The sequence below is a fragment of the Arthrobacter sp. TmtSoilC48 genome (genome assembly GCF_059739425.1).
Genome location: NZ_AP046049.1, coordinates 4,385,783 through 4,411,365 on the forward strand (window position 1 = coordinate 4,385,783; position 25,583 = coordinate 4,411,365).

At 62.2% G+C, this 25,583-nt stretch carries 24 protein-coding genes; 4 read left to right on the forward strand and 20 right to left on the reverse strand.

Annotation, left to right across the window (positions count from 1 at the left end):
* Positions 1–31: 31 nt before the first annotated feature.
* The 8 genes from AC6I97_RS20150 to AC6I97_RS20185 all read right to left on the reverse strand — a co-directional run bounded on the left by AC6I97_RS20150 (position 32) and on the right by AC6I97_RS20185 (position 7,799).
* The gene (locus AC6I97_RS20150; protein WP_224166489.1) at positions 32–709 is read right to left on the reverse strand and encodes a cysteine hydrolase family protein; all 678 of its coding nucleotides are present in this window, start codon (positions 707–709) and stop codon (positions 32–34) included.
* Positions 710–787: 78 nt separating this feature from the next.
* Positions 788–2,383 (reverse strand): ABC transporter substrate-binding protein, encoded by a 1,596-nt coding sequence (locus AC6I97_RS20155; protein WP_224166488.1) that lies wholly within the window; start codon positions 2,381–2,383, stop codon positions 788–790.
* 28 nt (positions 2,384–2,411) lie between these two features.
* Positions 2,412–3,242, reverse strand: coding sequence for an MBL fold metallo-hydrolase (locus tag AC6I97_RS20160; protein ID WP_224094444.1), 831 nt, complete (start codon positions 3,240–3,242; stop codon positions 2,412–2,414).
* Between the two features lie 9 nt (positions 3,243–3,251).
* Positions 3,252–4,079 carry an MBL fold metallo-hydrolase gene (locus tag AC6I97_RS20165; protein ID WP_497946397.1) on the reverse strand — a complete coding sequence of 276 codons (828 nt, stop codon included), beginning with the start codon at positions 4,077–4,079 and terminating at the stop codon, positions 3,252–3,254.
* 51 nt (positions 4,080–4,130) lie between these two features.
* A complete protein-coding gene (locus AC6I97_RS20170; protein WP_309931005.1) occupies positions 4,131–5,216 on the reverse strand; it encodes an ABC transporter permease in 1,086 nt (361 codons plus the stop codon).
* Entirely contained in the window at positions 5,213–6,016 is an 804-nt protein-coding gene (locus AC6I97_RS20175; protein ID WP_224094441.1) for an ATP-binding cassette domain-containing protein, read from the reverse strand. Before AC6I97_RS20175 ends, AC6I97_RS20170 begins: the two co-directional genes overlap by 4 nt.
* A gap of 2 nt (positions 6,017–6,018) precedes the next feature.
* On the reverse strand, positions 6,019–6,915 hold the full coding sequence (locus tag AC6I97_RS20180) for an ABC transporter ATP-binding protein (protein ID WP_497946400.1): 897 nt from the start codon (positions 6,913–6,915) through the stop codon (positions 6,019–6,021).
* Complete coding sequence (locus AC6I97_RS20185) at positions 6,912–7,799, reverse strand: ABC transporter permease (RefSeq protein ID WP_224094439.1); 888 nt, start codon at positions 7,797–7,799, stop codon at positions 6,912–6,914. The genes AC6I97_RS20180 and AC6I97_RS20185 overlap by 4 nt, the downstream gene beginning before the upstream one ends.
* Before the next feature lie 441 nt (positions 7,800–8,240).
* Between AC6I97_RS20185 and AC6I97_RS20190 the strand changes: the two genes are divergently transcribed.
* Genes AC6I97_RS20190 through AC6I97_RS20200 form a run of 3 tightly spaced genes read left to right on the forward strand, consistent with a single transcriptional unit; the run spans position 8,241 to position 11,610 of the window.
* Positions 8,241–9,215 (forward strand): branched-chain amino acid transaminase, encoded by a 975-nt coding sequence (locus tag AC6I97_RS20190; RefSeq protein WP_497946402.1) that lies wholly within the window; start codon positions 8,241–8,243, stop codon positions 9,213–9,215.
* A 12-nt stretch (positions 9,216–9,227) separates the two neighbouring features.
* On the forward strand, positions 9,228–10,193 hold the full coding sequence (locus AC6I97_RS20195) for an acetamidase/formamidase family protein (RefSeq protein WP_497946403.1): 966 nt from the start codon (positions 9,228–9,230) through the stop codon (positions 10,191–10,193).
* Positions 10,186–11,610, forward strand: coding sequence for an amidohydrolase family protein (locus AC6I97_RS20200; protein WP_224166482.1), 1,425 nt, complete (start codon positions 10,186–10,188; stop codon positions 11,608–11,610). Before AC6I97_RS20195 ends, AC6I97_RS20200 begins: the two co-directional genes overlap by 8 nt.
* A 63-nt stretch (positions 11,611–11,673) precedes the next feature.
* Here the strand turns inward: AC6I97_RS20200 and AC6I97_RS20205 are convergent, their stop codons facing one another.
* From AC6I97_RS20205 to AC6I97_RS20225, 5 genes are all read right to left on the reverse strand, one after another.
* Entirely contained in the window at positions 11,674–13,251 is a 1,578-nt protein-coding gene (locus tag AC6I97_RS20205; protein ID WP_497946405.1) for a carboxyl transferase domain-containing protein, read from the reverse strand.
* The gene (locus tag AC6I97_RS20210; RefSeq protein WP_497946408.1) at positions 13,252–14,517 is read right to left on the reverse strand and encodes a CaiB/BaiF CoA transferase family protein; all 1,266 of its coding nucleotides are present in this window, start codon (positions 14,515–14,517) and stop codon (positions 13,252–13,254) included. It lies immediately after the preceding gene.
* Positions 14,518–14,536: 19 nt separating this feature from the next.
* Positions 14,537–15,766 (reverse strand): amidohydrolase, encoded by a 1,230-nt coding sequence (locus AC6I97_RS20215; RefSeq protein ID WP_497946411.1) that lies wholly within the window; start codon positions 15,764–15,766, stop codon positions 14,537–14,539.
* Between the two features lie 49 nt (positions 15,767–15,815).
* The gene (locus AC6I97_RS20220; RefSeq protein ID WP_497946412.1) at positions 15,816–16,547 is read right to left on the reverse strand and encodes a hypothetical protein; all 732 of its coding nucleotides are present in this window, start codon (positions 16,545–16,547) and stop codon (positions 15,816–15,818) included.
* A gap of 73 nt (positions 16,548–16,620) precedes the next feature.
* Positions 16,621–17,397 (reverse strand): DUF5058 family protein, encoded by a 777-nt coding sequence (locus tag AC6I97_RS20225; protein ID WP_497947232.1) that lies wholly within the window; start codon positions 17,395–17,397, stop codon positions 16,621–16,623.
* Positions 17,398–17,669: 272 nt separating this feature from the next.
* On the opposite strand from AC6I97_RS20225, the gene AC6I97_RS20230 reads away from it, so the two are divergent.
* Positions 17,670–19,136 carry an amidase gene (locus AC6I97_RS20230; protein ID WP_497946413.1) on the forward strand — a complete coding sequence of 489 codons (1,467 nt, stop codon included), beginning with the start codon at positions 17,670–17,672 and terminating at the stop codon, positions 19,134–19,136.
* Here AC6I97_RS20230 and AC6I97_RS20235 read toward each other — a convergent pair.
* The 7 genes from AC6I97_RS20235 to AC6I97_RS20265 all read right to left on the reverse strand — a co-directional run bounded on the left by AC6I97_RS20235 (position 19,117) and on the right by AC6I97_RS20265 (position 25,583).
* Entirely contained in the window at positions 19,117–20,073 is a 957-nt protein-coding gene (locus tag AC6I97_RS20235) for an AsnC family transcriptional regulator (protein WP_497946414.1), read from the reverse strand. The genes AC6I97_RS20230 and AC6I97_RS20235 overlap by 20 nt on opposite strands.
* A gap of 156 nt (positions 20,074–20,229) precedes the next feature.
* A complete protein-coding gene (locus AC6I97_RS20240) occupies positions 20,230–21,069 on the reverse strand; it encodes an aldo/keto reductase (RefSeq protein WP_497946416.1) in 840 nt (279 codons plus the stop codon).
* A 120-nt stretch (positions 21,070–21,189) separates the two neighbouring features.
* Positions 21,190–21,642, reverse strand: coding sequence for a hypothetical protein (locus AC6I97_RS20245; protein ID WP_224094423.1), 453 nt, complete (start codon positions 21,640–21,642; stop codon positions 21,190–21,192).
* A gap of 8 nt (positions 21,643–21,650) precedes the next feature.
* Positions 21,651–22,292 carry a bacterial proteasome activator family protein gene (locus AC6I97_RS20250; protein WP_224094421.1) on the reverse strand — a complete coding sequence of 214 codons (642 nt, stop codon included), beginning with the start codon at positions 22,290–22,292 and terminating at the stop codon, positions 21,651–21,653.
* Between the two features lie 79 nt (positions 22,293–22,371).
* Positions 22,372–22,563, reverse strand: a complete 192-nt coding sequence (locus AC6I97_RS20255; RefSeq protein ID WP_309930977.1) for a YbdD/YjiX family protein — start codon at positions 22,561–22,563, stop codon at positions 22,372–22,374.
* Positions 22,563–24,887, reverse strand: coding sequence for a carbon starvation CstA family protein (locus tag AC6I97_RS20260; RefSeq protein WP_309930974.1), 2,325 nt, complete (start codon positions 24,885–24,887; stop codon positions 22,563–22,565). Before AC6I97_RS20260 ends, AC6I97_RS20255 begins: the two co-directional genes overlap by 1 nt.
* Positions 24,888–25,040: 153 nt before the next feature.
* Positions 25,041–25,583, reverse strand: a complete 543-nt coding sequence (locus tag AC6I97_RS20265) for a PadR family transcriptional regulator (RefSeq protein WP_224094415.1) — start codon at positions 25,581–25,583, stop codon at positions 25,041–25,043.

Below are 25,583 nucleotides of genomic sequence, written 5' to 3' on the forward strand. Positions count from 1 at the left end.
GCTTCTCCTCTCCGTGGTTCCGTCGGTCGAATCAGGAGCTGGCGCGGGCCGAATCCCACACCTCAATGGCTTGGTCCAGCGTGCAGACATCGTGGCGGGCCCTCATGACAGTCAGCGCAGCGTCGTGGATCACGGTGTCGTAGGCGCCCACGGCGTCCTCGATCAGGACTGCATAGAAGTCGTTATGAACCGCGTCCCGCAGCGTGGCCTCGACGCAACCGCCTGTAGAGACGCCTACCAAAGCGACTGATTCGATGCCCTGGCTCCGTAGCAGGAGCGCCAATTCCGTGCCCACGAATGCGCTGGGGCGGCGCTTGGTGATGACGACTTCGCCTTCTTCAGGCATGCACTCGGCGCAGAATTCCGTGGCCGGATCGCCCTTGAGGCTGAGCCTCCCAAGATCGATCGGCCGCCCGTTGGCAGCCGTGTACAAAGCCCGCAGCCAAGCGGCGGGCGAGCTGGCGCCGTCGGGAAGGTTTTCGACCCGGATGTGGAAGATCGGCACGCCATTCTTCCGCGCAGACTCAATTGCCCTGCCGCAGTTCTTGGCCACGGCAGGCATCATGCTCAGGTCGTGGCCGGAATCGCCGATGGCGCCGCCGGCGTAGACGGCTCCTTCCTGCATATCGATAACCACAAGGGCCGTAGTGGCCGGATCCAGTAACTCCTGCAGGGTGTCGCGGACCTGCTTTCCGCAGATTTCAATCATCGAAGTCTTCCTTCTGTAGGGTGATGCCGGCCGGGTTTCGACGGCGACCGGCCGGCATCACTCGTAGCTACCGGCGGCCTAGCGGCCCAGGGAATTGAAGTAGATTTGGCCGTTGGTCAGTGGAACCGCACCCGTGAGACCGTCCCTGGTGACCAGCACTCCCCTGGTTTCAACGAGCGACAGAATGGCTGCGCCCTCGTCCACCAGCCCGGCCATCTTCTTCAGGAGGCCATCGCGCTTTTCCGTTTCCTGGTCCGGAGTGGCCGCGAGTTCGCTGCGTGCCTTATCGAACTCCGGGTTGGACCACCCGGTGCTGTTGCTGGGAGCGGCCGTGCCGTAGAACGCGTAGCTGTAGAAGGCGGGATCGGCAATGACGATCGGCTCCGAGTACAGCACCGCCTGGTACCGGCCATCGATGAGCGCCGTCGAGAAGTCGGTGGAGCTGGCCACATTCTGCAATTGGACGTCGATGCCGACTTCCTTGAGCATGGACTGGATCAGGACCGCAGACTTTGCGGCTACGGGTCCAGGACGCGTAACGCTGTAACTAAGGGTCATCGGGAAACCATTGCCATATCCGGCTTCGGTGAGCAGCTTCCTGGCCTCGTCCTTGTTGAACTTGTAGATCGGGGAGTCCCCGACATTGGGGAAGATTGAACCTGCGGGTTCACCAAATCCGGCGTACGCACCCTTGATCAGCGCCTCGCGGTCGATGGCCATGGAGACTGCGTGCCGAACCTTGGGGTCGGCAAGCGGACCGGTCTTCGTGTTGATCATCATGGTGTCTCGGGTCTGGCTGGGGCAGTTCAGGACAGTCACGCCGGGAGACTTCTCCAGTGACTTGTACTGGTCGTATTCAAACCCATTGGCTACCTGCACTTCGCCGGTTTCCACCAACTGGCTGCGGGTAGCGGTGCTCTGGACAGCCTTGACGGACACGCGCTTAACCGTTCCGCGAGTGCCCTCCCACTGAGGATCGGCCGTCACCGTCAGGGAAGCTCCGGGAGTAAACTCTTCCAGCTTCCAGCCGCTGTAGTCGGCGAGGTTCTTGGAAAGCCAGGCGTTGGCGGTGGGGTCATCCGCCGTGGCATGCTTCTTTGCCTCGGTGCTGTCGTGGATGTAGAAGAGGTTGTTTTGCAATGATTCTTCTGTGTAAGAGGTAAGTCCGGTGGTGTTCAACTGGAAGGTGCGCTCGTCGATCACCTTGACCAGATTGTCAACGTTGAAGCCGCTGCTCTTCAGCGTCCCCTTCATAACCGGCTGACGCTTCATGCCGATGTCGAAGCTCCATCGGACATCCTCGGCCGACAGTGTGTTTCCAAACTGACTGGTGAGCTTGCGAAGGGTGACTATCACGCCCGTTCCGTCGGGGCTTGGTTTGGCGCTTTCGGCCAGCCTGCCAGATACCTCTGTGGACGGCGCGGGGCAAGACTTTCCGTCGCTTGTTCCAACCTTGTATTCAAGGAGTTGCGAGCCGAGTCCACTCAGCACCACGTGGGAGGCGCTGCCGCCCCACGGTGCGGGCGTCAGGCTGTCAGGCAGGGCGCCCACAGCAACAACAACGTTTTCAATGGATTTGGTAGCTGCAGTTTGCGGGGCTGGACCCCCGCAGGCAACAAGGCTTGTGGTGAGGGCTATTGCAGCGCCTCCGGTGAGCAAACGCAGACTTTTCATGAAGGTGGCTCCGTTTATTGGGGGGAAGCTACGGCTGTGCAGTCTCGTAGCGGTATGCCCGCTTGTGGCCGGCCCGGATGATGGGCTCCACATCGCGGATGTTGCTAATGAAATTGCCGTGGGTTGGGGCCACGGATGTGACGCCGAGTTCATCAATAAGGTGAAGGACGCGGTCATATACTGCGTCTGCGTCATTTGCGAAGCGTGCCCAATAAAGGGCACTTCCGGTGAAGAAGGCCGCATTCTCGACGGCGATGGGAACCTGCAGTTCGCCGGTGGTCAAACCGCATTCGCCCGGGAGGTGTACCGGGTCTTCGTCGTCGAGTTCGGGGCGGTGCATGTAACAGAAACCGTCGGCGGTGAAGAGGACGCCGGCTCCAGGCGCGAATCCCCATTGGGTGTTGGGCAAGTCCCGGATGAGGGCTTCCACCACCACAAACTCCTGCCCACCAAGATCCACCTTGTCCCCGGGCACCTTTGCGTGGAGATTCGGAACGATCTGCGGGTAAAACAAGTGGTAGTCGCGAATGTCACCCACCACCTGGATGTTCGGATACTTCTCCACGAGCCTTGGCAGGTTTCCGGTGTGCGGAAGCTCAGGGTGCGTGGGGAAGACGTAGGTCAGCTCCCGTCCATCCAGCAGCTCATCCAGAGTGCTTGAAATGATTGGCCAACTGGACGGGTTACCGGTATCGACCAGGATGGACGAGTGTTCGCCCTGGACCAGGTAGGTGGAGTTATGGCCGTGGATCACGCGGTCGGCCAGGTGGAACGGGAGGCAGGAACTCATCCACGTGACGCCCTTCGCGACGCTGCGTGGGAGGTCGCTACTCATAGTCTCTACGAGTTGTTCTTCCATTATTCTCTCCTAAACCAACTGCGGGGTTAGCGCGTCGAGCATGAAATCGAGGTGCCGGCGAACCACGTCGCGTCCCTTGAGAACGCAGCCGCGGGAGGGTGCGATGATCTCTGGATCCAAGGTGTCGAACTTGTCCTGGAGCCACTCCCTCAGGGGCTCGCACGTGGAGCGCGGGATCCACTCGTACTTCGCATACAGGTGCCCGGCCACCTGTTCCACCGTGGTGGTGTCCTCCACTGTGGAGTCGATAATGCGCTGGCCGTCGGGCCGGTCCATAACGCCGTGCGTGAAGGTATCCGAGGTGAACAGCGTGCCCGTTTCCTGGTCCCAACCCCAGAAGGTGGGAAGGAGGCGCAGGAGGGGCGATTCCACCTGGAGCACGCGGCCGGGTGCTATCTGGATCTCGGCAGCCCTGGCCAGGGAGTCACCTTCTTCGGTTCTGTGCGCGTCGATCTGGTGGCGCCTCCCGCGCAGTGCCATCCTGCTCAGGTCATCGAAGGCATCGAAGGGGTTGATCACCCCGCCAGTGAAGAGCCGCTCGATGTCGAACCGCCCGGCGATCCGTTCGAGGTTGGACACACAGTCCATCTCGCTTCGGGTGAAGAAGATGGATACTCCCCCGCCTTCACCAATGAGCTCCGCCAGGTCGTCAAGGATCTCTTCGCCGTGGACAGCCAAACCTGAATCAACCAAAAGGCTGGAGGTTCCTTCGGCCAGGAGGTAGGCGTTCGACGGCTGGAAGCCTGTTGCACCTTGCGGAACCCAGCTCACGCGGCCGTCGAGCGGGATGTTCCCGCCAAGGACCGTCAACTTGTCTGCATGCAATGAAGTGAACATATCTTCAATCTATTGAATCTGGATGGTTTGTCAAGGATTTTCTTTGGGCGCCTAACCCTGCTGCACGGCAGGCTCTACGACCGGCTCTGCAGCAGGGGCCGGTTTCGAGGGACGCCTAACGCCACTTTTTACGTTGTTGCGTGTCCTGGGATCCAGCAGCGTAATCAGGGTGTCCAACAGCACGTAACCAAGGAGGCTGGTAGCACCCATGATCAGCACAAACCCCTGTATGACGGGTACGTCGCCCTTAAGCACCCCGTCCAATGACCAGCCACCAACACCTGGCCAGGAGAAGACACTTTCCACAATTGCCGCACCGCTCAACGCGGCGGCAAACAACAGCACCATGTAGGTCATCAAGGCTCCCCTCACGTCGCTGAGGGCGTAGCGGAACACCTGCAGCGGCTTCAGTCCGCAGGCCCTCGCAAATTCGATCTGCGGTGAGTTGAGGACTTGGAGGAGACCGGTCCTGACGGTCTTTCCAAAGGGAGCCGCAAAAAACAAGCCCATGGTGATAATCGGCAGCACTGCCCTGCTGAGGATGGATTGCATCGTCCCCCATTGCCCGGCGAGCATCGCATCCAGCGCCAAAGATCCCGTGACTTTAGGTGGCGGGATATCGGAGCTGGAAAGCATGCCCAAGGGTGCGGGGGCCAGATGGAGTTGCTGATAGAAGATAAAGAGAAGAAGGAGCGCCAGGACAAACTCCGGCATGGCCATGAGGACGGAGACCCCTGCAGTGAATGCCTTGTCTGCCACGCGCCCATATCGGTAGGCCGCAAGGGTACCCATTCCCATTCCAATGAGCAGGGCCAGCACCAGCCCAGGCACCAGATAGACAAGCGTGTTGGGCAACCGCGTCCAGATCTCGCTGGAAACCGAGCTTCCGGTGAAGAAGGAATTTCCCAGATCTCCGCTCAACGTCCGGCCAATGTAATCGAAGTAGCGGTCCCAAAAAGGCTTGTCCAAACCGAGCTGGCTATTGATCCGGGCAATATCGGTTTCAGTAGCGTACTCACCCAATAGCGCCACGGCCGGGTTACCGGGGAGCAGGGAAACCAATCCAAAGCTCAGGGTAATGAGTCCCAACAGGAGTAAAAGGGCAATAACAATACGGGAGAGGATGTACCGGATCATGCCATGGCCTCCTTGGCTCCTGGGTTGTAGGGAATGGGAGGCATTGCCGCGGACATCAGGGCCTGCGTGTAGGGCTCCTGGGGATTGGAAAGAACGTCATCCGTGGAACCTGTTTCAACGAACCGTCCGCGGTGCATGACAGCCACGCTGGTACAAAAGTGACGGACTGTATCAATGTCGTGGGAAACGAAGACATAGGTCAGGCCCCTTGCCACCTGGAGCTTGGCCAACATGCGCAGGATGGATGCCCGGATGGTCAGGTCCAGCGAGGACGTCGGTTCATCCAGGACCACCAGCGTCGGGTCAGTCACGAGGCAGCGGGCAATGCCCACCCGTTGCTGTTGCCCACCACTGAGGTTGGCGGGACGCCTGCCGAGGAAATCCTGCGACAACCCCACCTCTTCGAGCGTGTCCGTGACACGGCGCAGACGTTCGGCCCGGGAGCCATATGTCTTCGCAACGATCAGCGGCTCTTCGACGATTTGGCGGATCGTCAAACGCGGGTTCAGGGACGCGAAAGGCTCCTGGAACACAATCTGCCAGCGCCGGCGTCGTTTTCTTAGCTGCGCTTTCGACAAGTCCCGGATGTCCTCGCCCTCCAGGAGGATCGTGCCCGAATCGGCTTCAATGAGCCTGAGAATCAGGCGGCCCAGTGTGGACTTGCCGGAGCCGCTCTCGCCAATGATTCCCAAGGTTTCGCCCCGTTCGACGGCCAATGAGACTCCGTCCACCGCAGTGACGAGTTGCCCTTGGGGGCTTCGGAACGTTTTCCTGACATCCTTCAGTTCGATGATGGGCATGGTTAGGCACTCCTGGATGGAGAGAGAACGGTGGGATTCGTTGTGTCGGAAGTTTTCGGCTGCGCGCTGGCGGGCCTCCCGGCCTCCGGCTCTGCTTTGCCGGGCGCAGCGGCCTTCGGCTGCACCACTGAGTCAAGCAAGGACACGGTGTAGGGATCCTTCGGATGGACAAAAACCTCAGACACGGGACCATGTTCAACAATCCGGCCGCGGTACATCACCAGGACGCGATCGCAGTAATTGGCCACCACTCCAAGGTCATGCGTGACGATCAACATTGACCGTCCACTCCCTTTCGTCAACCGGGTGAGCGTGTCCAGTACCTGGCGCTGCACGGTGAGGTCCAGGGCCGTGGTCGGTTCATCCGCAATAACCAGACGTGGGTTGAGGTACAGCGCCATGGCGATGACGACGCGCTGAGCCATACCGCCGCTGAGTTCGTGCGCATAGCCACGCATTACCCGTTCGGGTTCGTTGACACCGGAGGAGGCCAATAAGTCGAGCGCCCGGCCACGTAATTCGGCGTCCGCCCTCAGCCCGTGGGCTTTGGCGATGTTTGCGAACTGCTTCTCGATGCGGACCACCGGATTCAACGCGCTGAAGGGGTTCTGCGCCACGAAGCCGATCTCTCTGCCACGGATATGGCGAATCTGCCGCTCCGGCAAACGGATCAGATCCTGGCCGTGGAATTCGGCAGTACCTTCCATGACACGTCCGGGAGGCATCAGCAGCTTGATCACCGAGCGCACAACAGTGGACTTCCCTGATCCCGACTCACCCACGATGCCCACGACTTCGTTGGCGCCGACATCGAAGGAGATACCGTGCAGGGCCCGCGTTATTCCGCCGCGGGAGTGGAACTCGGTGACGAGGTCCTGTACGTGAAGTCCTGTCATCATCGCGCCCTTTCCACTCGCTCGATCTTGGTTTCGATTCCCCCGGCGATCACGTTCAGGGAACCAATCGCCAGGAGCATGGCAAGCGTGGGAAAGGCAGCAGCCCACCATTCCCCGCGAATCAGCATGCTGACGCCATCGTTGATCATTGCCCCCCACGTGGGTGTAGGCGGCTTCACGCCTACACCCAGGAAATTCAATGCAGCAATGGTTCCGAGCGCGTTGGCAGCGGTGAGCGTTGCCTGCACCAGGACCACGCCATATGCGTTGCGGAAGATGTGGTTGAAGGCGATGCGGATCGGAGAACAACCAATCGCTGCGGCAGCCTCCACATATCGCGCGGACCGAAGTGCCAGCGCCGCAGCGCGGGAAAGTCGCACAAACCTGGGCGCAGCCACGATAGCGATCGCAAGGACCACGTCCGTCGCCCCACCACCCATCAGCTTGATGGAGACCACCGCGATCACAATGATCGGAAGGGCTGCAAATGCGTCAATGACGCGCATGATGGCATCGCCGAGCTTGCCGCTCGTTGCGAACAGGCCCAAAGGAACGCCAACTACCAGCGACAGTGCCGTGGCGGCGAGGGCAACTGGAAGGTCCAGCTTCGCAGCCTCGATGGTGCGGGAGAAAATGTCCATCCCATTTCCATCAGTGCCAAACCAATGGGTCCCGTTGGGTGCAATACCGATTGCGTCCGTATCCGGACGCAATGGGTCGTGCGGCAGTGGAGCCACCATGGCCATAAGCGGCAATCCCACAATGATGGTCACCGCGATTGCGACCATGATGGTGCTCGACCGGTTCATCAGGAGGCTCTGGCCGCGGCGGGCCCACCCCGTGACGCGGAGGCCGGGCGATGTACGCGGAAGCCCTTGAATGCTCATGGAGCCTCCTCACGAAGTCCGCGGGAGTTTGAGAGGGAGTTGTTAGGTGTGCTCGCGTTGAGCCCACTCACAATGTATTGAAGATCGTCCTGGCTACGGACCGATGGCTGGTACATGTTCAGCTCCTGTTCGGACCTTGACGGGCGAGCGCCTCATATCAAAGTCTCATCACTTTATTGAATTTGACTGTAGCGCCAAGTGTGACGAATTGCACTCCTTTTTGGGAAAATCGCCGGATTGGCGCACTTATAGGAACTGCAGTGCGGATTCTGCCACGCTTGCCCCTCCGTGGCCACTTGTGCCCCTGGAAGCGGCCACAAGACAGTCGGAACCATTGACATCACCGAGAAGTGACTTCAATATAGTGAGCAAGTGCCGCTTGAGATGAAGCTGCTGGCTGTCATGCCCGCCAGCACAGATAAATGAGGAACGGAACCTACCATGGACGACTTTCAAGAAGCAGCAGCCGCAGTTGGCACCAGGCAGCCAGCTCCCGGCCAGCCAGTAAAGTACCTCCTCCACGACGGTGAGCTGGTGGACTATGCCGATGCCCGCCTTCATGTGCTGAGCACATCACTGAAGTACGGCGTCGGGGTCTTTGAGGGCTTCCGCGCGTACTGGAGCGAGGACGAGCAGCAACTGTACGCGTTCCGGGTGGCCGACCATATGAAGCGACTGATCGATTCCATGCGGGTCGTGGAAATCGAGGGCCCACAGGACATCGACCAGCTCGGCGACCAGCTGCTCGGACTCATTCGCGCCAACGACCTGCGGGGCAACCTCCATATGCGGGCGCAGGTATTCGTCGATTCCAAGGATGGCAAGCCGGAAGACACGGGTCCCTCTACTGTCTTCATGGCAGCCATTCCCATGGGCAACTACTTCGGCGCAACTGGCCTGGATGTGCAAATCAGCAGTTGGGCCCGCCTCTCCGATCGGTCCATGCCGCCCAGGGTCAAGTCAATTGCCAATTACCAGAACGGGAGGCTGGCCCTGTTGGAAGCCAAACGAAACGGCTATGACGCCGCGCTGCTTCTTACCGAAAGCGGACATGTGGCTGAAGGCGCCGGTTACAACGTCTTCATGGTCCGCCAAGGGAGGCTCTGCACTCCCCCCGTCACCGACAGCATTCTTGAAGGAATCACCCGGGACAGTGTCCTGCACCTCGCCCGGACGGAACTGGGGCTCGACGTCGACGTCCGGCCCATCGACCGCACCGAGCTGTACTCAGCTGACGAAGTGTTTGTCTGCGGCAGTGCCGCAGAAGTAAACCACGTTGCCTCGGTTGACCGCACAACTATCGGCGACGGAACAGCCGGAGACCTCACCCGCAGCCTCCAGGACCTCTACCGTAGGGCCGTGATCGGGCAGGTCGCCCAAGACCAGAACTGGGCAATACCCGTCTACCCGTCCTGAATGGAGGCACGCATGAACGAAACGCAGACGCTGCAGGAAGTGCCGCGCGTCGGATTTGGCAACGCCTCACTATCCTTCGAGTCCGCAGCCAAACCAGAACTTACCGTCGATCAGGGCGAGCATTTCTGGCTGGATGCGCGCAGCCTGCTCACTGGTGGCCTCTTCGAGGAGACCGGGGAGTACGAGAAACTGTCCATCCCTGTCACTGGTCCGGTTGCCGTTCGCGGAGTGAACCCCGGCGATATTTTGCGAATAGACATCCACGAAATCAGGATCCACGATCGCGGTGCGATGGTGACGCTGCCAGGACGCGGCGGGTTCACCGACGGCCTAGGACGGGCAGGCCATGTAGTGGAGATCGCCAATGGCCATGTTGTGTTCGATGAGGACACAACCATTCCTGTGCGTCCCATGGTGGGGAAGATCGGAGTGGCATCTGTGGGTGCCGGCCCGAACTCCAGCACCGTAGGAATCCATGGCGGCAATATGGATTGCAAGGACGTAACTGCAGGTTCCGCCGTCGTGATCCCTGTCCAAGTAGCCGAGGCGATGCTGTACGCCGGCGACCTGCACGCGGCGCAGGGGGATGGCGAGTGCTCGCTGACCGCGGTCGAGGTCGAAGGCAGCGTGCGGCTCTCCTGCACGGTTGTTCCTGGGTCCACAGTTCGAGTTGCAGACGGCATCCAGCGGCCAGTGGTCCTCAGCGGCGGTTCGGTCATAACAATCGGCGACGGCGACACCCTGGATGAGGCGGCAAGGCTCGCCTTGGACGACATGCTGGAACTGCTCCAAAGCGACAGGCAATGGTCGCGGGAAAAGACCGCGATGCTGCTGAGCGCGGCCGCGGACGTGTCCGTTTCACAACTGGTCAACGCCCGTGTCTCGGCCAAGGTCACGCTGGCCTCGCGCTATTTCAGTACTGAACCCTTCTCCTTGGAAACTCCCGACACTACGAATGCGCAGGTCCCCCATGTTTGATCTCCTCCTGACCAATGGGTTGGTCGTCACGCCCTCCGGAGCCAGCAAGCTGGATATTGGTATTTCCGATGGCAAGATCGTCTCGCTTCGGGCACCGGGCGCGGGCGCACCCGACGAAGCCCGGGAGACGGTAGACCTTAAGGGTCAGCTCGTGGTGCCCGGCGGCGTGGACCCACACGTCCACACGAATTCCGTCCTTCCAACCGCTGCCGAGAGCGGCATCATGTGCTTCGGACCGGACCGCGTCAGCGAGGGAGCCATTTACGGCGGGACCACCACGCTTGTTGATTTCGCACATTGGAAGCCCGGTGACGAACTGTCCGAATCGTTCGCGCGGAAGTCAGCCGAGTGGGCCGGCTCTACCTACACCGATTACGCGCTGCATGGGACGTTCAAGGAACCCGAAATTCCCTTCGAAGTTTTGGAGCAGATTCCTGACGCAGTGGCAGGCGGCCACGGCAGTTACAAGGTGTGGATGACGAATACGACGCCGACGCGGCCGAAACAGAAAACTGACTTGGGCAACATGTGGGGGCTGATGGAGCAAACGGCTGCCGCCGGCGCGATGCTCGCTGTGCACGCCGAAGACGACGACATCGTCATGTACTCCTACAAGAAGTTGCAGCGGGAGGGCAAAACCGGCATCGAGTACATGCATCACGCACACAACAACCTGTCCGAGAAACTTTCATTTCAGCGGGCGATTACGCTTGCCCAGCACGTAGGTGCACCCATCTACCTGATGCACGTTAGTGCGCGCGAAGGCGTGGACGCCATTCGCGAGGCCCGCGGACGTGGCCAGGCTGTATACGGAGAGATCCTTCCCCACTACGCCTATTTCACAGCGGACGACTACCGGCAGAAGAACGGCGCGATTTATCACACGTACCCGTCTCTGAAGTCCGAGGATGACCGTGACTCGATGTGGGAATCGCTGCTCAATGGCTCGCTCAGCACCCTGGCCACGGATGGAGTGTGCACCGATCTGGACGTCAAAACGCGTGGCAAGACCATATTCGACGCCACCGGAGGCCATGCCGGGGTGGAAATGCGGATGGCCGTGGCCTACACCGAGGGCGTCGCAAAGCGTGGCCTGGACCTGACGCGTTTCGTCGATATAACGTCTGCGAATGCGGCGAAGATCCTTGGCCTCTATCCACAGAAGGGCGTTATCTCGATTGGCAGCGACGCTGACCTGGCAGTCCTTGATACCAGTGCGGAACGCCAAATTACGGCCTCGGATCTTCACGAGGCAGACTACACACCCTGGGAGGGCTACAAAGTTGCGGCGTGGCCGAGCATGACCGTGCTCCGCGGAACAATCATGGTGAAGGACCGGAAGCTACTCAAGGGTCCCGGAGGTTCCCTGCTCAAACAACGCGTGTCCAGCGACGTGCTCAACCGGCCGGCTTGCTGACTGCCCCGCAAGGATAGGCTGAAGCCCTGCCCGCTGGCCGAGGAACGGGCAGGGCTCCGGCCGCTACGACACCAGCGCGCGATACTTTGCCCGTCGCTGCTGGAGCCCGGGGGCACCCCGCCGGGCAAGGCCTTGGAGCTCGACGGCGATCACGTCACCTATGCGGCGGCAGAAATCAACGGGTTCTTCCGCGGCATCGGGATTCTCCTCCACCACCACGTCTACCACTCCGCTGGCTGCGAGCGCGGCAGCCGTGATGCCCTGGCTCTCCGCGAGTGCCTGTGCGTGCGAAACGGTCCGGTGCACGATGGCGCTGGCACCCTCCGGCGGCAGCGGTGCGAGCCAGGCGTTCCGGGCAGCGATGGTCCGGTCGGCGGGCAGCAGTGCCAGTGCCCCTCCTCCGGTACCTTGGCCCATCATGACCGATAACGTTGGCGTTCCGAGGCCCAACAGGTCATAGAGGGACCGGGCAATTTCGGTGGCCAGCCCACCCTCTTCGGCTTCCTTCGACAGTGCGGCACCTGCAGTGTCGATGATCGTGACCAGCGGCAGGTTCAGTTCCTGGGCGAGCCGCATGCCACGCCGCGCGTCCCTCAAGGAGGCGGGACCCATCGCTACTGGCCTGTCAGCAGCAGCTGCGTCGGAGCTGGTGCGGTGATGTCCCACCACCACACAGGAGGTCCCGCCAAAGCTGGCGAGCGCCACGAGCATTCCGTGGTCCTTGGCGCCATCGCCCGCACCGCGCAGCAGCACCACATCGTCCGCGGTCTCCCGGAGAAGCTCACCCGGAGACGGCCTGAGCGGATCCCTTGAGCGCAGCACGGACTCCCACGCGCCTACGTCCGAGGTCACTGCAGCCCCAGCATCCCGGGACGTGGCTGGGGCGTCCGCGCTGAGCAGGGAGGCAGCCATCGGGGTCACGGCAACGTTAGGACGCAACAGGTCCAGAACACGCCCAAAGTAATCGCGCAGTCCTTCAGCGGGAACCACGGCGTCCACCAGGCCGTGATCGAACAGGTTCTCGGCGGTCTGCACTCCTGAAGAGAACTGCTCGCCATGCAGGGCCTCGTACACGCGCGGGCCGAGAAAGCCCAGGAGCGCACCCGGCTCAGCCGCGGTGACGTGCCCCAACGAACCCCACGAGGCCATGACGCCCCCGGTGGTGGGATGCCGCAGATACACCAAATAGGGCAGCCCGGCCGAACGATGCGCCTGGACCGCCGCCACAATCTCCACCATGGCCAGGAACGCACTGGTTCCCTCTTGCATGCGGGTCCCGCCCGACGCCGGCATGGCCACGAGCGGGAGGCCCAGATCCGTTGCACGTTCGACGGCGGCTACGAGCCTTTGCGCCGCGTCTCGCCCGATCGAGCCGGCCAGGAAGGCAAAGTCAGATGCGACAACCACCACGCGGTGGTTGCGTATCCGGCCTTCGCCCGTGAGGACGGACTCATCACTGCCGGACTTCTCGTGCGCCGCTTCAAGGTCGGCAGCGTAGTCAGCGGACACAGCATCAGCCGAACCCGAGGAACCCTGCGCGCCACGAACCGGACGATCCCACGAAACGAAAGTCCCGGCGTCGAGCGTTTCCTCCAGCAACTCCCGGACTCCAAGCCGACGGCGGGTGGCAGTTGTCGCCATTCAGCCCACCTCCCTGGCGGCGAGCCATTCGCGGATACCGTCGCCGTGCTGGTTGAGCAGCGGCGGCGCGGTGTGGGCACGGCGTGTGGACTCAGCGCCGTCGGCGTTGTCGAAGAAGCGCAATGGAGGCCCCGGCAAAGTGACGGGCCCCAGAACGGGGTGTTCGACGCCCACCAGCAGTCCTTGCGAGGCAAGCTGCGGCCACTCGTAGACTTCCTTGAGTGTCCGGACTTTCCCGGCCGGAATGCCTGCGTCGCTGAGCTTGGCGAGGAGTGGCTCGGCGTCGTAATCGGCGAAGGCAGCCTCCACAACGTCGATGACATGGGAGCGGTTTCGGACCCGGTCCGCGTTCGTGGCCAGGCCAGGAGCGTAGGGGTCGATTCCAAAGGCGGCAGCAAACGCCGCCCACAGCTTCTCGCTCCCGACGCTGATCTGGACACTGCCACCCCGGCAGCGGAAGAGCCCGTACGGCGCAATGGACGGGTGATGGTTTCCCTGCGCTTCCGGGGCTTCACCGGCAACGGTGACCTTGGTGCCCTGGAAGGCGTGGACACCCACAAGGGACGCAAGCAGCGACGTCCGCACCACTTGCCCGCGGCCCGTATGTTCCCGTTCCAGCAAAGCAGCCACCACGCCATACGCACCGTACATCCCGGACAGGAGATCGGCGATCGGCACACCCACCCGCTGTGGATCATTGGGCCCGGAGCCGGTGAGGGACATGAGCCCGGCTTCGCCCTGCAGGATCTGGTCATAGCCGCTGCGGTGCGATTCAGGACCGTCATGGCCGAAACCTGTGATGGAGAGGATCACCAAGCGCGGGTTGATGCGGTGCATGGCGTCGGTGCTGAAGCCGAGCCGTTCCAGAACCCCTGGCCGGAAGTTTTCCACCACGACGTCGGCGCGCTCCAACAGTTGACGGAGGACGGTCCGGCCGTCCTCGCTCTTGAGGTCCAGCGTGAGGGATTCCTTGTTGCGGTTGCAGGACAGGAAGTACGTAGCTTGCGGATCGTCCTCCGGACCCACGAACGGCGGACCCCACCCGCGCGTATCGTCTCCCGTACCCGGGTTTTCAATCTTGATGACCCGCGCCCCTAGATCGCCCATCATCATGGCGGCGTGCGGACCGGCAAGTGCCCGGCTGAGGTCCACCACGAGCCTGCCGGCGAGCGGGCCTTGGGCTGATTGCAGGTTTGGGCTTACCGACGGCGGTGCGTCTGTGGCGCTTTGTGGTTGGGTCAAAGAATCTGTCAGAGCTGAAGTCATGGGAATGTCCTTGAAATTCTCAGTTGCCCAGCCGGGACATCAGCACGGCGACGGCGGCCGAGACGCCTCCGGCCAAGGAGCCTTCCAGCTCGGGGGCGAAGAACGGCGAGTGGTTCACGGGGATGGGACCGGGGCCCTCGTGCCCGGCTGCAGGAATTCCGCCGAACATCCAGAACACGGACGGCACTCCGATCGCCGTTCCCAGGTGCCCGAAGTCTTCGCTGCCCATCATCGGAGGGGTGATTTCCACCGACTCAGTCCCCAGCTGAGCGCGCAGTGCCTCGATCACGGCAGGAACCGCATCGGGATCGTTGAAGCATTGCGGGAAGCGGTACATCTCCTCGATCTCAGGCTTCGGCGCGCCGGATGCGACAGCCTCGGCCTCGATGATGCGACGGACAGCGGACAAGACTTGTCCGCGGACGTCCTCGTCGAACGTCCGGATGTTCAAAGTGAACTCCGCCGACGCCGGGATGATGTTCTCCTTGAGCCCGGCGTGAAAGGTACCGACCGTTACGACGGCGGACTTCCGCGGGTCCAGCTCGCGGGACACAATCCCCTGGAGCCGGGTGACCATGTGCGCGGCCATAACGATTGGATCGATGGCATCCTGCGGCTGGGAGCCATGCGACTGCTGGCCGTGAACCGTGACGCGAAGCGAATCGGCCATGGCCGCCACGGGACCGCTTGAAATGGCGACCGTTCGCACAGGGCGCGGCATGACATGCTGCCCGAAGACCACTTCCGGCCGGGGAGCCTTGTCCCACAGCCCGTCGTCGAGCATCGCAAGTGCGCCTGCCGCGGTCTCCTCCCCCGGTTGGAAAATCAAAACCAGGGTGCCGGACCAGGCATCCCGGTTCCCTGCCAGCACCTCGGCGGCACCGAGCAGGCTGGCCACGTGCGTGTCGTGGCCACAGCCGTGCATTACCGGAACCGACGTGCCGTCCGGCAGTGTTCCGGTGTCCGTGCTGGCGTAATCCAGCCCGGTGGCTTCCTCGATGGGCAGGCCATCGGAGTCCGCACGGAAGGCAACCACAGGACCGTCGCCGTTCCTGAGGATTCCCGCCACCCCTGTGCCACCGCAGCGGAAATGCTCAATGCCCAGTGCGTCCAACTGCTCCTCGATCAGTGTGGCGGTGGCGAATTCCTGCATGGACAGTTCCGGATGCGCGTGAAGGCGCCGGTACAACGAGTGGAGCTTGGTTGTCTGTTCGCTGTCGAGCTGAAGTGCGGTAGCTGTTTGGGTCATGGTCATGTCTTCCTTGTTTGTCAGTCGGGAGTTGTTTCGGGCGTGGCCGCTACTCGATGTGGATCGGCTTGGCCTCCATGACCTGCTTTCCGCGGAAGAACCACGCCAGCAGGATGGTTCCCAGCACGGCGATGGCGGTGGACACCATGGCCAGCGACGGCGCCAAGGGGAGCACCACGAAGACGACGACCGCCGAGACCAGGAGCGCGAAGACCGTGGTGCGGGGCTGCTTCATGGACACGATGGCCTGCACCAGGACTGCACCAAGAACCGTGGGCAGAACATACAGGCGGGTCACGAGAAGTACAGACGGCGGAATGACGCTGATCAGCCAGCTGCCCAACAGCCCGACGAAGATCGCGAGGGAGATCAGGTGGACTGCGGCAGCACCGCAGATAGCGACGACGGCGGCAAGCTCCGCACGCTTACTGCCCGGCTTGGCGCCGATGTTGGTTTGGGCGATCAAGGCCGCCGGCAGGAGCTTGTTGGAGATGTTGCCGATCATGAAGGCCTGGTACATGGCGGCTGGCCCGAGGATCGGGAAGTACGTGAGCGGCTCAACGATCCAGATGATGCCGAACGTTGCGGCGACGGCTGCGAAAGCGATCCAGAGTTGGGCAGGGCCGATGTCGAGGCCGCTGGCAAAGACCAGATACAGCGGCCCGGCGATGGAGATCAGCAATCCGCCGATCATGGTGATCTGTCCCCAGCGGGACGTGGTGCGGTTGAAGTCCGCCATGGCGGTATTCGTGGTAGCGGGAGCGGAAGTAATGGAAGACATGAGGGGTGTTCCTTTCGTGCTCAGTGGTCTGGCTGCAGGGCGGGAGTCGGGGTCAGGTGCTTGCGCCGTGCGCTCAGGCACCGACGGCCGGACCGACGGCGAGGTAGGCAGCGCCCAAGCCGATGACGATTGAGAATCCCAGTCCCCATTCGCGCAGCCAGCTCTTGCCGAGCTTCTTGGCCAACAGCAGGCAAATACCCATGACCGCCGCCGAGACAACGAAGGACAGGACGTGGATTCCGGATTTCGGCAGCTCGGTGAGTCCCAGGCAGGAGAACGCGCCGATCAGGGCGGCTGCCGGGACGATCGCCATGGCCGCCGGATTCACGGAACGGATCTTGTCGTCGCCCTTGCGGAGCAGCGGGGTCAGGATCAGGGTGGCAAGCATCCACATGGCGCCGCCGATGCTCATGGCGAAGAACGCGACCGCGAAGACGCTCTGCGTGTAACTGGCGTCGCCGAGTTTTGCTCCCATTGAACCGGCGGCGATGCCGGCTGCGGATACGTCGTAGGCGGCCGATCCGATCAGGCCAATCCTGGACAGGACAGCCGGCGCGCCAAAGAGCCCCAACAGGGCAATGGCCACGAGTGAAACGGCGAGTGAGGGTCCGATGGCCGAAACGGCTCCCGAGCGGAACGACGTCTTGATGTCCTGTGCGCTCATGTTCACGGAGGGAGCTGCGCGGCGGGCTGCCTTCATGAAAATGAGGGACTGGATGATGATGACGCCGAAGACGCCGGCAACGCAGATCCACAGGACGGGGTTGTTCGCGGCGGACAGGATGTCGGTTGAGCCGTTCGCGGCGAACGGTTGGAGTGCGAGGGATTGAAGTGCCAGGGGTTGATACATGGGGAACCTCCGGTTGGTGCCCGGCGCCAGTCCGCGGTCGACGTCCTTGTCCGGTAGGTACTGCGCTAAGGGCAAATCCTTGCCCAACGACCAGATCGGCCAGTGGGTTAGCAACACCTTCCGCTATGAGCCGGATCACACACAATAGCTGACGGAATCAGCCATATGATTGGCCGAAACAGTCAAACGAGGCCTCCTTGAAAGCTCCGACTTCCGCACCCTGATGTGACGGGGCACACTTTCAGGCAGAGAACACCCAGCAAAGGAGCACCATGACTGACACCATTGGCGAGCTGTCCGCCGTCGAACTCGCCGCCGCCATCCGCGACAAGAAGGTCTCGGCACGCGAAGCCCTGGCAGCCCATCTGGAGCGGATCGCCCAGGTGAACCCCGTCATCAACGCCGTGGTCACACTCGACCCGGAGGGAGCGGAGAACCTGGCACACCAGGCCGACCAGCTCACCGCCTCCGGTGCCGAACTCCCGCCCCTCCACGGCCTCCCCATGACGCACAAGGACACCAACAACACCGCCGGGATGCGCACCACCCAGGGGTCCCTCGCCTTGCGCGACTTCATTCCCGACGCCGACGACCTGATCGTGGCGCGATTGAAGGCGGCCGGCGTAGTCACCACTGGCAAGACCAACGTTCCTGAATTCGGGGCGGGATCGCACACGTTCAACGACCTCTTCGGCACCACCACCAACCCCTACGCGCCCACCCTGAGCGCGGGCGGCAGCAGTGGCGGAGTAGCCGCCGTCGTCGCGTCCCGCGTCCAGAGCATCGGCGACGGCAGCGACATGGGTGGTTCGCTTCGCATCCCGGCTTCCTTCTGCAATGTGGTTGGCTTCAGGCCGTCGACGGCGGTAATCCCCATGCCCTCCGACGTCAACGCGTACGCATGGCTGGGACGGACCGGGCCGATGGCCCGAAGCGTGGAAGACATTGCACTGTTCATGTCCGTGACCGCCGGCAAGGACCCCCGCGTTCCCCATCCGGCAGGCCTTGATCCGCAGGTATTCCGGTCCGGGCTGGAGACCGACATGCGCGGAGTGCGCATTGGCTGGTCACGGGACTTCGGGATTGGCGTACCCGTGGAGCCGGAAATTCTTGATCATCTTGAGCGGCAGCTGGCAGTTTTCGAGAAGCTGGGAGCGATCGTGGAAGAGGCCACACCGGATTTCAGCGAGGCCGACCTGGTATTCGGCAACACGCGGGCCATGGACTTTGCCGCAGGGCTTGGTCCAATCCTGGAACGCGCCGGGGATGTCATCAAGCCGGAAGTCCATTGGAATGTGAACAAGGGCTTGGCCTTGACTGCCCGGGATCTCATCGAGACCGCCGCGGCCCGGACCCGCCTTGAAAAGAGCGTGCAGGAGTTCTTCGGGCGCTACGATCTCTTCGCCAGTCCCTGCGCCCAGGTCCTGCCTTTTGATGCGACGCTCCGGTATCCCTTGGAGGTAGCCGGCGCGGCCTCCGAAACCTACCTGGACTGGATGCGCTCCGCCTGCCTGTTATCCGCCACAGGCTTGCCCGTCCTCAGCGTGCCCGCCGGGTTCAGCTCCGCCGGCCTGCCCATTGGCCTCCAGCTCGCCAGTAACCACTACACGGATATGCAGCTGCTCCGGTGGGGCCGCGCCTTCGAGCAGCAGACGGGGTACGCCGCCGTCGCTCCTGTCCTTGAGGCCGGGTCGAATGCTTCAACGGGCACTGCAACCCTTACGACGACGGCCGCATGAGCCGTCCGCCGCGCTTACGGGCATCAAGCAAAATGGAGACGTCGACGCCTGCAGCATACTGCGCCCAATCCGAGCCCGTGATGAAGCGGTAGAGGGAGGACATGTCCCCCACGGTCACGTCCGCAACGAGTTGGTAGTCGCCTGCGATCGCGGCTGCGTAGCGAACCACGGGAAGCTCCGCCAGGCCTTTGCCGAGCTGCTCAACGTGTTGCGGCGAAGCCCGGATCCAAAGCAACGCCTCTACTGCCAACCCAAAGGACGCGGGTTCGACCACCGCCCGGAGTTGGACCTGGTTGTTGGCCAGAAGCCACTCGCTGCGGCGCCTGGCAGTAGCCTCGGAGACGCCGACCCGCCGCCCGAGTGCCTCGAAACTCATTCGCCCATCCGCACACAACGCGTCCACCAGTTCAGTGTCCTGGCGGTTCAGTTCCTGCAGGGGCTCCAGGATGCCTGAGTCGGACGTCAAACCCGAGCGAAGCGCTTCCGCCCTGTCCGTGGTCAGGATCTCGGGCCGCCAGCCCCGGATCGTCCGGAAGTAGCGCAATACGGGGTAGCTGGTGGAGTCGCGCAGGCCGATGGTTGAGGGCAACTCATCGGAGAGGACATCGCCCATGCGGTTTGGTTCGGTGAGGATTTCGGCAACGCAATCGCCGGTGCCCGTGGTGGTGTAAACGAAGGTGGTGTCTGCGCGCTGCGCGAGTGCTTGGGCGGCCGCCCGTACTGTTCCCGGGGTACAGCGCATTTCCACGAGGACTGCAGTCGGCCTGGGGCGTACCCCCACCACGGCGACGGCCCCGGATTCCAAGAGCTGCGATCCCCGGCGGGCCACCGTCCGCTCAGCTTCACCGAGCACAGCCGCCATCTTGCGCCAAGGACAGCGCGGATCCAGTTGGAGGGCAGCGACAATCTGCCGTTCCAACGCGTCAAACACCACCATGCGAACTCCGTCCCTTGCGTCGCTCAATTTCACCACGGACTCAAGGTTCACCACGGACTTCGGGGCGCTTCGCCCCGGTGGCGAGTACCGGCGTCGGGCGTTAACGGCGAGTGCCCCACCCCAGGTCGGGGCGGGGCACGTGCTTAGGCTTCGGGTTTAGGCGAAGTCGGAGACTGCCGGGTCGGGGCCGATGCGGCCTTCGGCACCGCGGTCCAAGCCATTGATGGCCTCGACGTCGGCGTCGTCCAGCTTCACGCCCAAGGCGGCGAAGTTCTCCTGGATACGGGATTCCGTAACGGACTTGGGGATCACGACGTTGCCGATGGCCAAGTGCCAGGCGATGACTACCTGGGCCGGGGTGGCGCCATGCTTGGCTGCGATTTCGGCCACCGTGGCATTCTCCAACAGTTCCCCACCTTGTCCCAGCGGTGACCAAGCCTGCGTCAGGATGCCCTTGGAGGCGTTGAAGGCGCGCAGTTCGGCCTGGTTGAAGAACGGGTGCAGTTCCACCTGGTTGATGACCGGGACAACTCCGGTTTCATCGATGATGCGCTGCAGTCCCTCAACGGTGAAGTTGGAAACACCGATGGACTTGACCCGGCCGCGCTTCTTGAGTTCGATCAGGGCCTTCCAGGTGTCCACGAACTTGTCCTGCTTGGGCTGCTGCCAGTGGATGAGGTAGAGATCCAATGTCTCAATGCCCAGGCGGTCCATGGATTCTTCGAACGCGGCAAGCGTGGACTCGTAGCCTTGATCGGCGTTCCAGAGCTTGGTGGCGATGAAGATTTCTTCGGCGGAAAGGCCAGAGGAAGCAATGGCGCGGCCCACTCCAGACTCGTTCCCGTAAATCTTTGCGGTGTCGATGTGGCGGAAGCCCGCTTCGAACGCCTGGCGCACAACTTTTTCGGCTACGTCGTCTTCAACTTGCCACACCCCGTAGCCGAGCTGGGGAATGGTGTTGCCGTCGTTGAAAGTAAGTGTTGGTGACGAAGTCATGTTTGTCATCCTGCCAGCAATGGGTTGCCTGAGGCACCAAATATTACAGAGATCAGCTATCCGCTTAACTGCTTGCAATCTGTAAATATAGGCGTGCGCCAGTATTTGCACACGCTTGCTTTATTGAACCTCTGGAGCCCGTAGTTGGCGTTCAGCGTCGGCAACCTGCTCGAAGACTGACTCCGCCCGGCGCCTGACAGACAATGCACCCACAGGGACGGGGCCAACGGCCAGCCGAAGCATGGCCGCTGCCTCGGCCGTGGTGGCCAAGGAATTCCCAGCCTTGGAAAGAGCGCGGTGAACGCCGGCTAGAGAACCAGGAACGTCCAAGCCATCGCTCGGCGCCCTCTTTTGGGCTTCCACGCAGATGGTCCTCACACGAGGAGACAACTCAGCCAGCTCATTCGCGATCTCCACGAGCTCGTTGTAGAGCTGGTCGTCGTCGACACCCTCAAGGACCTGATGGTACCGGTCCAATCCGCGGTGAAAGCGATCGTGGGCGCGGCGCCAGAGCCCCTTACCCAGCTCAAGATCGTCCTTCCGCCCTTGCCGGACGGCCCCAAAGAAACCCACGGTCAAGCTCAGAGGTACTGGCCCGGGCCGTGGTCCGGATCTTCGGGTCGGCCCTGGGGCGCCGCACCAGGCGCACCCGGTGCAGCGGCGCGCTGCGGTTGACCGTTTTCGCCGATGACAATGCCGGGCGCAATGACAGTCCCTGGCGGAAGCTGACGGAGTTGCATCTGTGCCTTTGCGGCCTGCTGAGCCGCGACCGCAGCCTGAATGCCGTGGAAGAGGCCCTCCAACCAGCCCACAAGCTGGGCTTGGGCGATACGAAGCTCTGCATCCGATGGCGCCTTCTCATCGGGGAAGGGAAGACTGATGCGTTCCAACTCTTCGATGAGCTCCGGCGCTAATCCGTCCTCGAGTTCCTTGATGGAGCGCTCGTGAATCTCTGCGAGCCGGCCGCGGGCGGCGTCGTCCAGCGGTGCGCTCTTCACCTCTTCAAGGAGTTGGCGGATCATGGTACCGATCCTCATTACCTTGGCCGGCTCGTCAACAAGTTCCTGGAGGTTCGCGCCCCGGGGCTTGGAATCCTTGACAGGTACCGCATTGCCCGAATGCTCTTCTGTGGGCGTGGTGGTGCCCTCGTCCAAGGTGGTTCCTTCCACAGGGGTGTCGTCCGAAGCCTCATCCGTGGGCTGAATGTTGTTCAGATCGCTCATCCGTTCATACTCTCATGCGGTTCACGGGAACCTGGGTCCAGGACCGGATTTTGGACTTCGTTCGTAGCGAAACTACACGTCAACAGCAGCGGCCTTGTGGATTACTGTCCTGCCGGTCCATCCGGTCCCGCCAGAACTCACGTTCTGTCATGGCGGGACCGGAGTGGCCCGTGGACGTGAAGTGGTCCAGGTATTTGCGGTAAGCGTCGGCACCCATGAGCGAACTCATGTAGGCGGCAAAGCCCCGGAATCCCCTGACGACGGCGTGCATTAGTGATGCCCCGCCTTTTGTGTCCGTTGCCCGGCCGGCAAGGCGTTCCATTCGGCGAGCAACTCCTTCTCTGCGGAGGTCGGGAACAGCCCGGCCGGGGCGAAGACCTTGGAGGCCACTGCCGGATCCTCGTGGTCCTTACCGCCCCCGGCACGGAACGCTTTGGCCGCTGCCACCACTGCGGTGATGATCACGATGATGCTCAGCGTCACGAAGATCACGGACAGCACGCCCTGGATCATGGTGTTACGCACTACCGCCTCCATGGCTTCCACCGTTTTGGCGGTGCCGAAGGACGTCTTGCCATCTGCCAGGGCTTTCGCGAACGCCTGGTTGTTGGCGAAGTAGCCCACTGCGGGAACCGGCGAGAAGATCTTGTGGAAGCTGGCCGTGACGGTCACGACGGCGGCAAAAGCCAGGGGAACAGCCACGATCCACAGGTAACGGAAAGCCCCGCGCTTGGCCGCAATGGCCATGCACACTGCCAGGGCAATCGCAGCCAGAAGCTGGTTCGCGATGCCAAACAACGGGAAGAACGTATTGATGCCGCCCAGCGGATCCGTAACGCCCAGCAAAAGTACCGCACCCCAGGCTCCCACCATGACGGCGGTGCACAACCAAGCGCCAGGGCGCCATGCAGGATCCTTGAACCTGGGCACGAAGTTACCGATGGAGTCCTGCAGCATAAAGCGGGCAACCCGGGTGCCGGCGTCCACTGCCGTAAGGATGAAGAGGGCTTCGAACATGATGGCGAAGTGGTACCAGAAGGCCATCATTGCGGGGCCGCCAATGAACTGCTGCATGATGTGGGCCAGGCCGACCGCCAAGGTGGGCGCTCCACCGGAGCGCGAGATGATGCTCTCTTCTCCCACGTCCTTGGCAGTCTGGGCCAAAAGGTCAGGAGTGATGTTGACGTTGGCCAGTCCAAGACTGTTTACCCACTGCGCAGCCGACTCCACGGTGCCACCCGTCAGTGCCAGTGGCGCGTTCATGGCGAAGTAGATGCCGCGATCGATCGAAATGGCAGCCACCAGCGCCATGATGGCCACGAACGATTCCATCAACATGCCGCCGTAGCCGATGAAGCGGGTCTGACGTTCCTTCTCGATCAATTTGGGCGTGGTTCCCGAGGAGATGAGCGCATGGAAACCGGACAACGCACCACAGGCGATGGTGACGAAGAGGAACGGGAAGAGCGCCCCCGAGAAGACCGGGCCGTTCTCACGGCCCGCGAACTCGCTAAAGGCCGGGACGTCGATTTCAGGGCGGACCACGATGATGGCGACGGCGAGCATCACGATCACGCCGATCTTCATGAACGTAGACAAGTAGTCACGCGGCGCAAGGAGCAACCACACGGGCAGGATGGCCGCGATGAAACCGTAGATGATGAGGCCCCAGGCGATAGTGACCTTGTCCAGGTGGAAGAAGGCAGAGCCCCACTCGGTGCCGGCCACGGCACCGCCACCAATGATCGCTGCCATCAGCAGAACAAAGCCGATGATGGAGACTTCCATGACCTTGCCCGGACGAAGATAACGCAGGTAGACGCCCATGAACAGCGCGATGGGAATCGTCATGCCCACCGAGAACACGCCCCACGGGCTCTCACCCAGGGCGTTGACCACCACCAGGGCAAGAATGGCCACGATGATGATCATGATGAGCAGCGTTGCCACGAGCGCCGCCGTACCACCAATGACACCGAGTTCCTCTCGGGCCATCTGACCCAGGGAACGGCCACCGCGGCGCATCGAGAAGAACATGACCAGGTAGTCCTGCACCGCGCCGGCAAGAACGACGCCGATGATGATCCAGATAGTGCCGGGCAGATAGCCCATCTGGGCCGCAATGATCGGGCCCACCAAGGGTCCAGCGCCGGCGATGGCCGCGAAATGGTGTCCAAACAGGACGTTACGGTCAGTGCGGACATAGTCCTTGCCGTCGGCCTTGTATTCGGCTGGCGTGGCACGCCGATCGTTGGGCTTAAGGAGGTATCGCTCAATGACCTTGGAGTAGAAGCGGTAGCCGATCAGGTAGGTACACACGGCTGCGAAAACAAACCAGATGGCGTTGACGGTCTCGCCGCGGACCAATGCCAGCATGAACCAGGCCACGGCCCCCAGCAGGGAAATCGCCACCCAGATTCCGATCCTTGCCGGAGTCCATCTGCGGTCCTCGGCATCCAGGACGGATTCATCCACGGCCGTTGCAGGCAGCGCAGGATCGACGCCCTTCACTTCTCCTGTTCGGTCGAGTTCTGTGCGGTCAAGCTCTGTGCGATCAAGTTCTGTTTGGCCAGGTTCTGTATGGTCAGGGGTCATGCCCGTGTCTCCTCCTTGAGAACTGCTGCGGTTGTGGCCGCGGGTGCGCTGAACAGTCAGGGCACGCTAACAAAGAGGACATACAGAAGTGGGGCGTGACACAGGAACCCCGATGGTCTTGCGGTAAGCGGTAGTACCTCTGCGGCGGGCGTACTAACTCAGCCCTCTGTTGCCCTGCGACTGGACCATGCGGGCCTCGCAAAGATCCAGCCACCGCACTTCCGCCTCGGCTTGAAAGATCAGGGAATCGAGCACCAAAAGCCATGCAGTATCAGAGGACCGCTGGTTGGCCGAGACAGCCTTCCGTGTTTGCGTATGTTCGTGCAGCGCGCGAACCGAAACCTCCCGCTGGGACTGGATCACGGCCGAGGCATCCACCCCGGGCAGCGTCACGGCCAAGGCTAGCTTAATGGCAATCTCATTCCGCGGCGGGTTGTCGCGGTCCACGGCTCCCTCAAACCAGGCCGCAACTTCGGCAACCCCGGCGTCAGTGATGCTGTAAACGACGTGGCCACCGCCGTCGTCGCCGTCTTTGCTGACAAGGCCATCGCGCTCAAGCCGGTCCAGCGTGGTGTACACCTGACCGATGTTCAGCGGCCAGGCAGCACCCGTACGGTCCTCGAATTCCACACGCAGCTCATAGCCATACCGGGGCTGGTCCTGAAGCAGGGCAAGCAGGCTGTGCCGGATGGACAT

Coding starts and splice junctions, on each gene's coding strand:
- AC6I97_RS20150 (WP_224166489.1), bottom strand. CDS start 709: ATGATTGAAATCTGCGGAAAGCAGGTCCGCGACACCCTGCAGGAGTTA.
- AC6I97_RS20155 (WP_224166488.1), bottom strand. CDS start 2,383: ATGAAAAGTCTGCGTTTGCTCACCGGAGGCGCTGCAATAGCCCTCACC.
- AC6I97_RS20160 (WP_224094444.1), bottom strand. CDS start 3,242: ATGGAAGAACAACTCGTAGAGACTATGAGTAGCGACCTCCCACGCAGC.
- AC6I97_RS20165 (WP_497946397.1), bottom strand. CDS start 4,079: ATGTTCACTTCATTGCATGCAGACAAGTTGACGGTCCTTGGCGGGAAC.
- AC6I97_RS20170 (WP_309931005.1), bottom strand. CDS start 5,216: ATGATCCGGTACATCCTCTCCCGTATTGTTATTGCCCTTTTACTCCTG.
- AC6I97_RS20175 (WP_224094441.1), bottom strand. CDS start 6,016: ATGCCCATCATCGAACTGAAGGATGTCAGGAAAACGTTCCGAAGCCCC.
- AC6I97_RS20180 (WP_497946400.1), bottom strand. CDS start 6,915: ATGATGACAGGACTTCACGTACAGGACCTCGTCACCGAGTTCCACTCC.
- AC6I97_RS20185 (WP_224094439.1), bottom strand. CDS start 7,799: ATGAGCATTCAAGGGCTTCCGCGTACATCGCCCGGCCTCCGCGTCACG.
- AC6I97_RS20190 (WP_497946402.1), top strand. CDS start 8,241: ATGGACGACTTTCAAGAAGCAGCAGCCGCAGTTGGCACCAGGCAGCCA.
- AC6I97_RS20195 (WP_497946403.1), top strand. CDS start 9,228: ATGAACGAAACGCAGACGCTGCAGGAAGTGCCGCGCGTCGGATTTGGC.
- AC6I97_RS20200 (WP_224166482.1), top strand. CDS start 10,186: ATGTTTGATCTCCTCCTGACCAATGGGTTGGTCGTCACGCCCTCCGGA.
- AC6I97_RS20205 (WP_497946405.1), bottom strand. CDS start 13,251: ATGGCGACAACTGCCACCCGCCGTCGGCTTGGAGTCCGGGAGTTGCTG.
- AC6I97_RS20210 (WP_497946408.1), bottom strand. CDS start 14,517: ATGACTTCAGCTCTGACAGATTCTTTGACCCAACCACAAAGCGCCACA.
- AC6I97_RS20215 (WP_497946411.1), bottom strand. CDS start 15,766: ATGACCCAAACAGCTACCGCACTTCAGCTCGACAGCGAACAGACAACC.
- AC6I97_RS20220 (WP_497946412.1), bottom strand. CDS start 16,547: ATGTCTTCCATTACTTCCGCTCCCGCTACCACGAATACCGCCATGGCG.
- AC6I97_RS20225 (WP_497947232.1), bottom strand. CDS start 17,397: ATGTATCAACCCCTGGCACTTCAATCCCTCGCACTCCAACCGTTCGCC.
- AC6I97_RS20230 (WP_497946413.1), top strand. CDS start 17,670: ATGACTGACACCATTGGCGAGCTGTCCGCCGTCGAACTCGCCGCCGCC.
- AC6I97_RS20235 (WP_497946414.1), bottom strand. CDS start 20,073: ATGGTGGTGTTTGACGCGTTGGAACGGCAGATTGTCGCTGCCCTCCAA.
- AC6I97_RS20240 (WP_497946416.1), bottom strand. CDS start 21,069: ATGACTTCGTCACCAACACTTACTTTCAACGACGGCAACACCATTCCC.
- AC6I97_RS20250 (WP_224094421.1), bottom strand. CDS start 22,292: ATGAGCGATCTGAACAACATTCAGCCCACGGATGAGGCTTCGGACGAC.
- AC6I97_RS20255 (WP_309930977.1), bottom strand. CDS start 22,563: ATGCACGCCGTCGTCAGGGGATTCCGGGGCTTTGCCGCCTACATGAGT.
- AC6I97_RS20260 (WP_309930974.1), bottom strand. CDS start 24,887: ATGACCCCTGACCATACAGAACCTGGCCAAACAGAACTTGATCGCACA.
- AC6I97_RS20265 (WP_224094415.1), bottom strand. CDS start 25,583: ATGTCCATCCGGCACAGCCTGCTTGCCCTGCTTCAGGACCAGCCCCGG.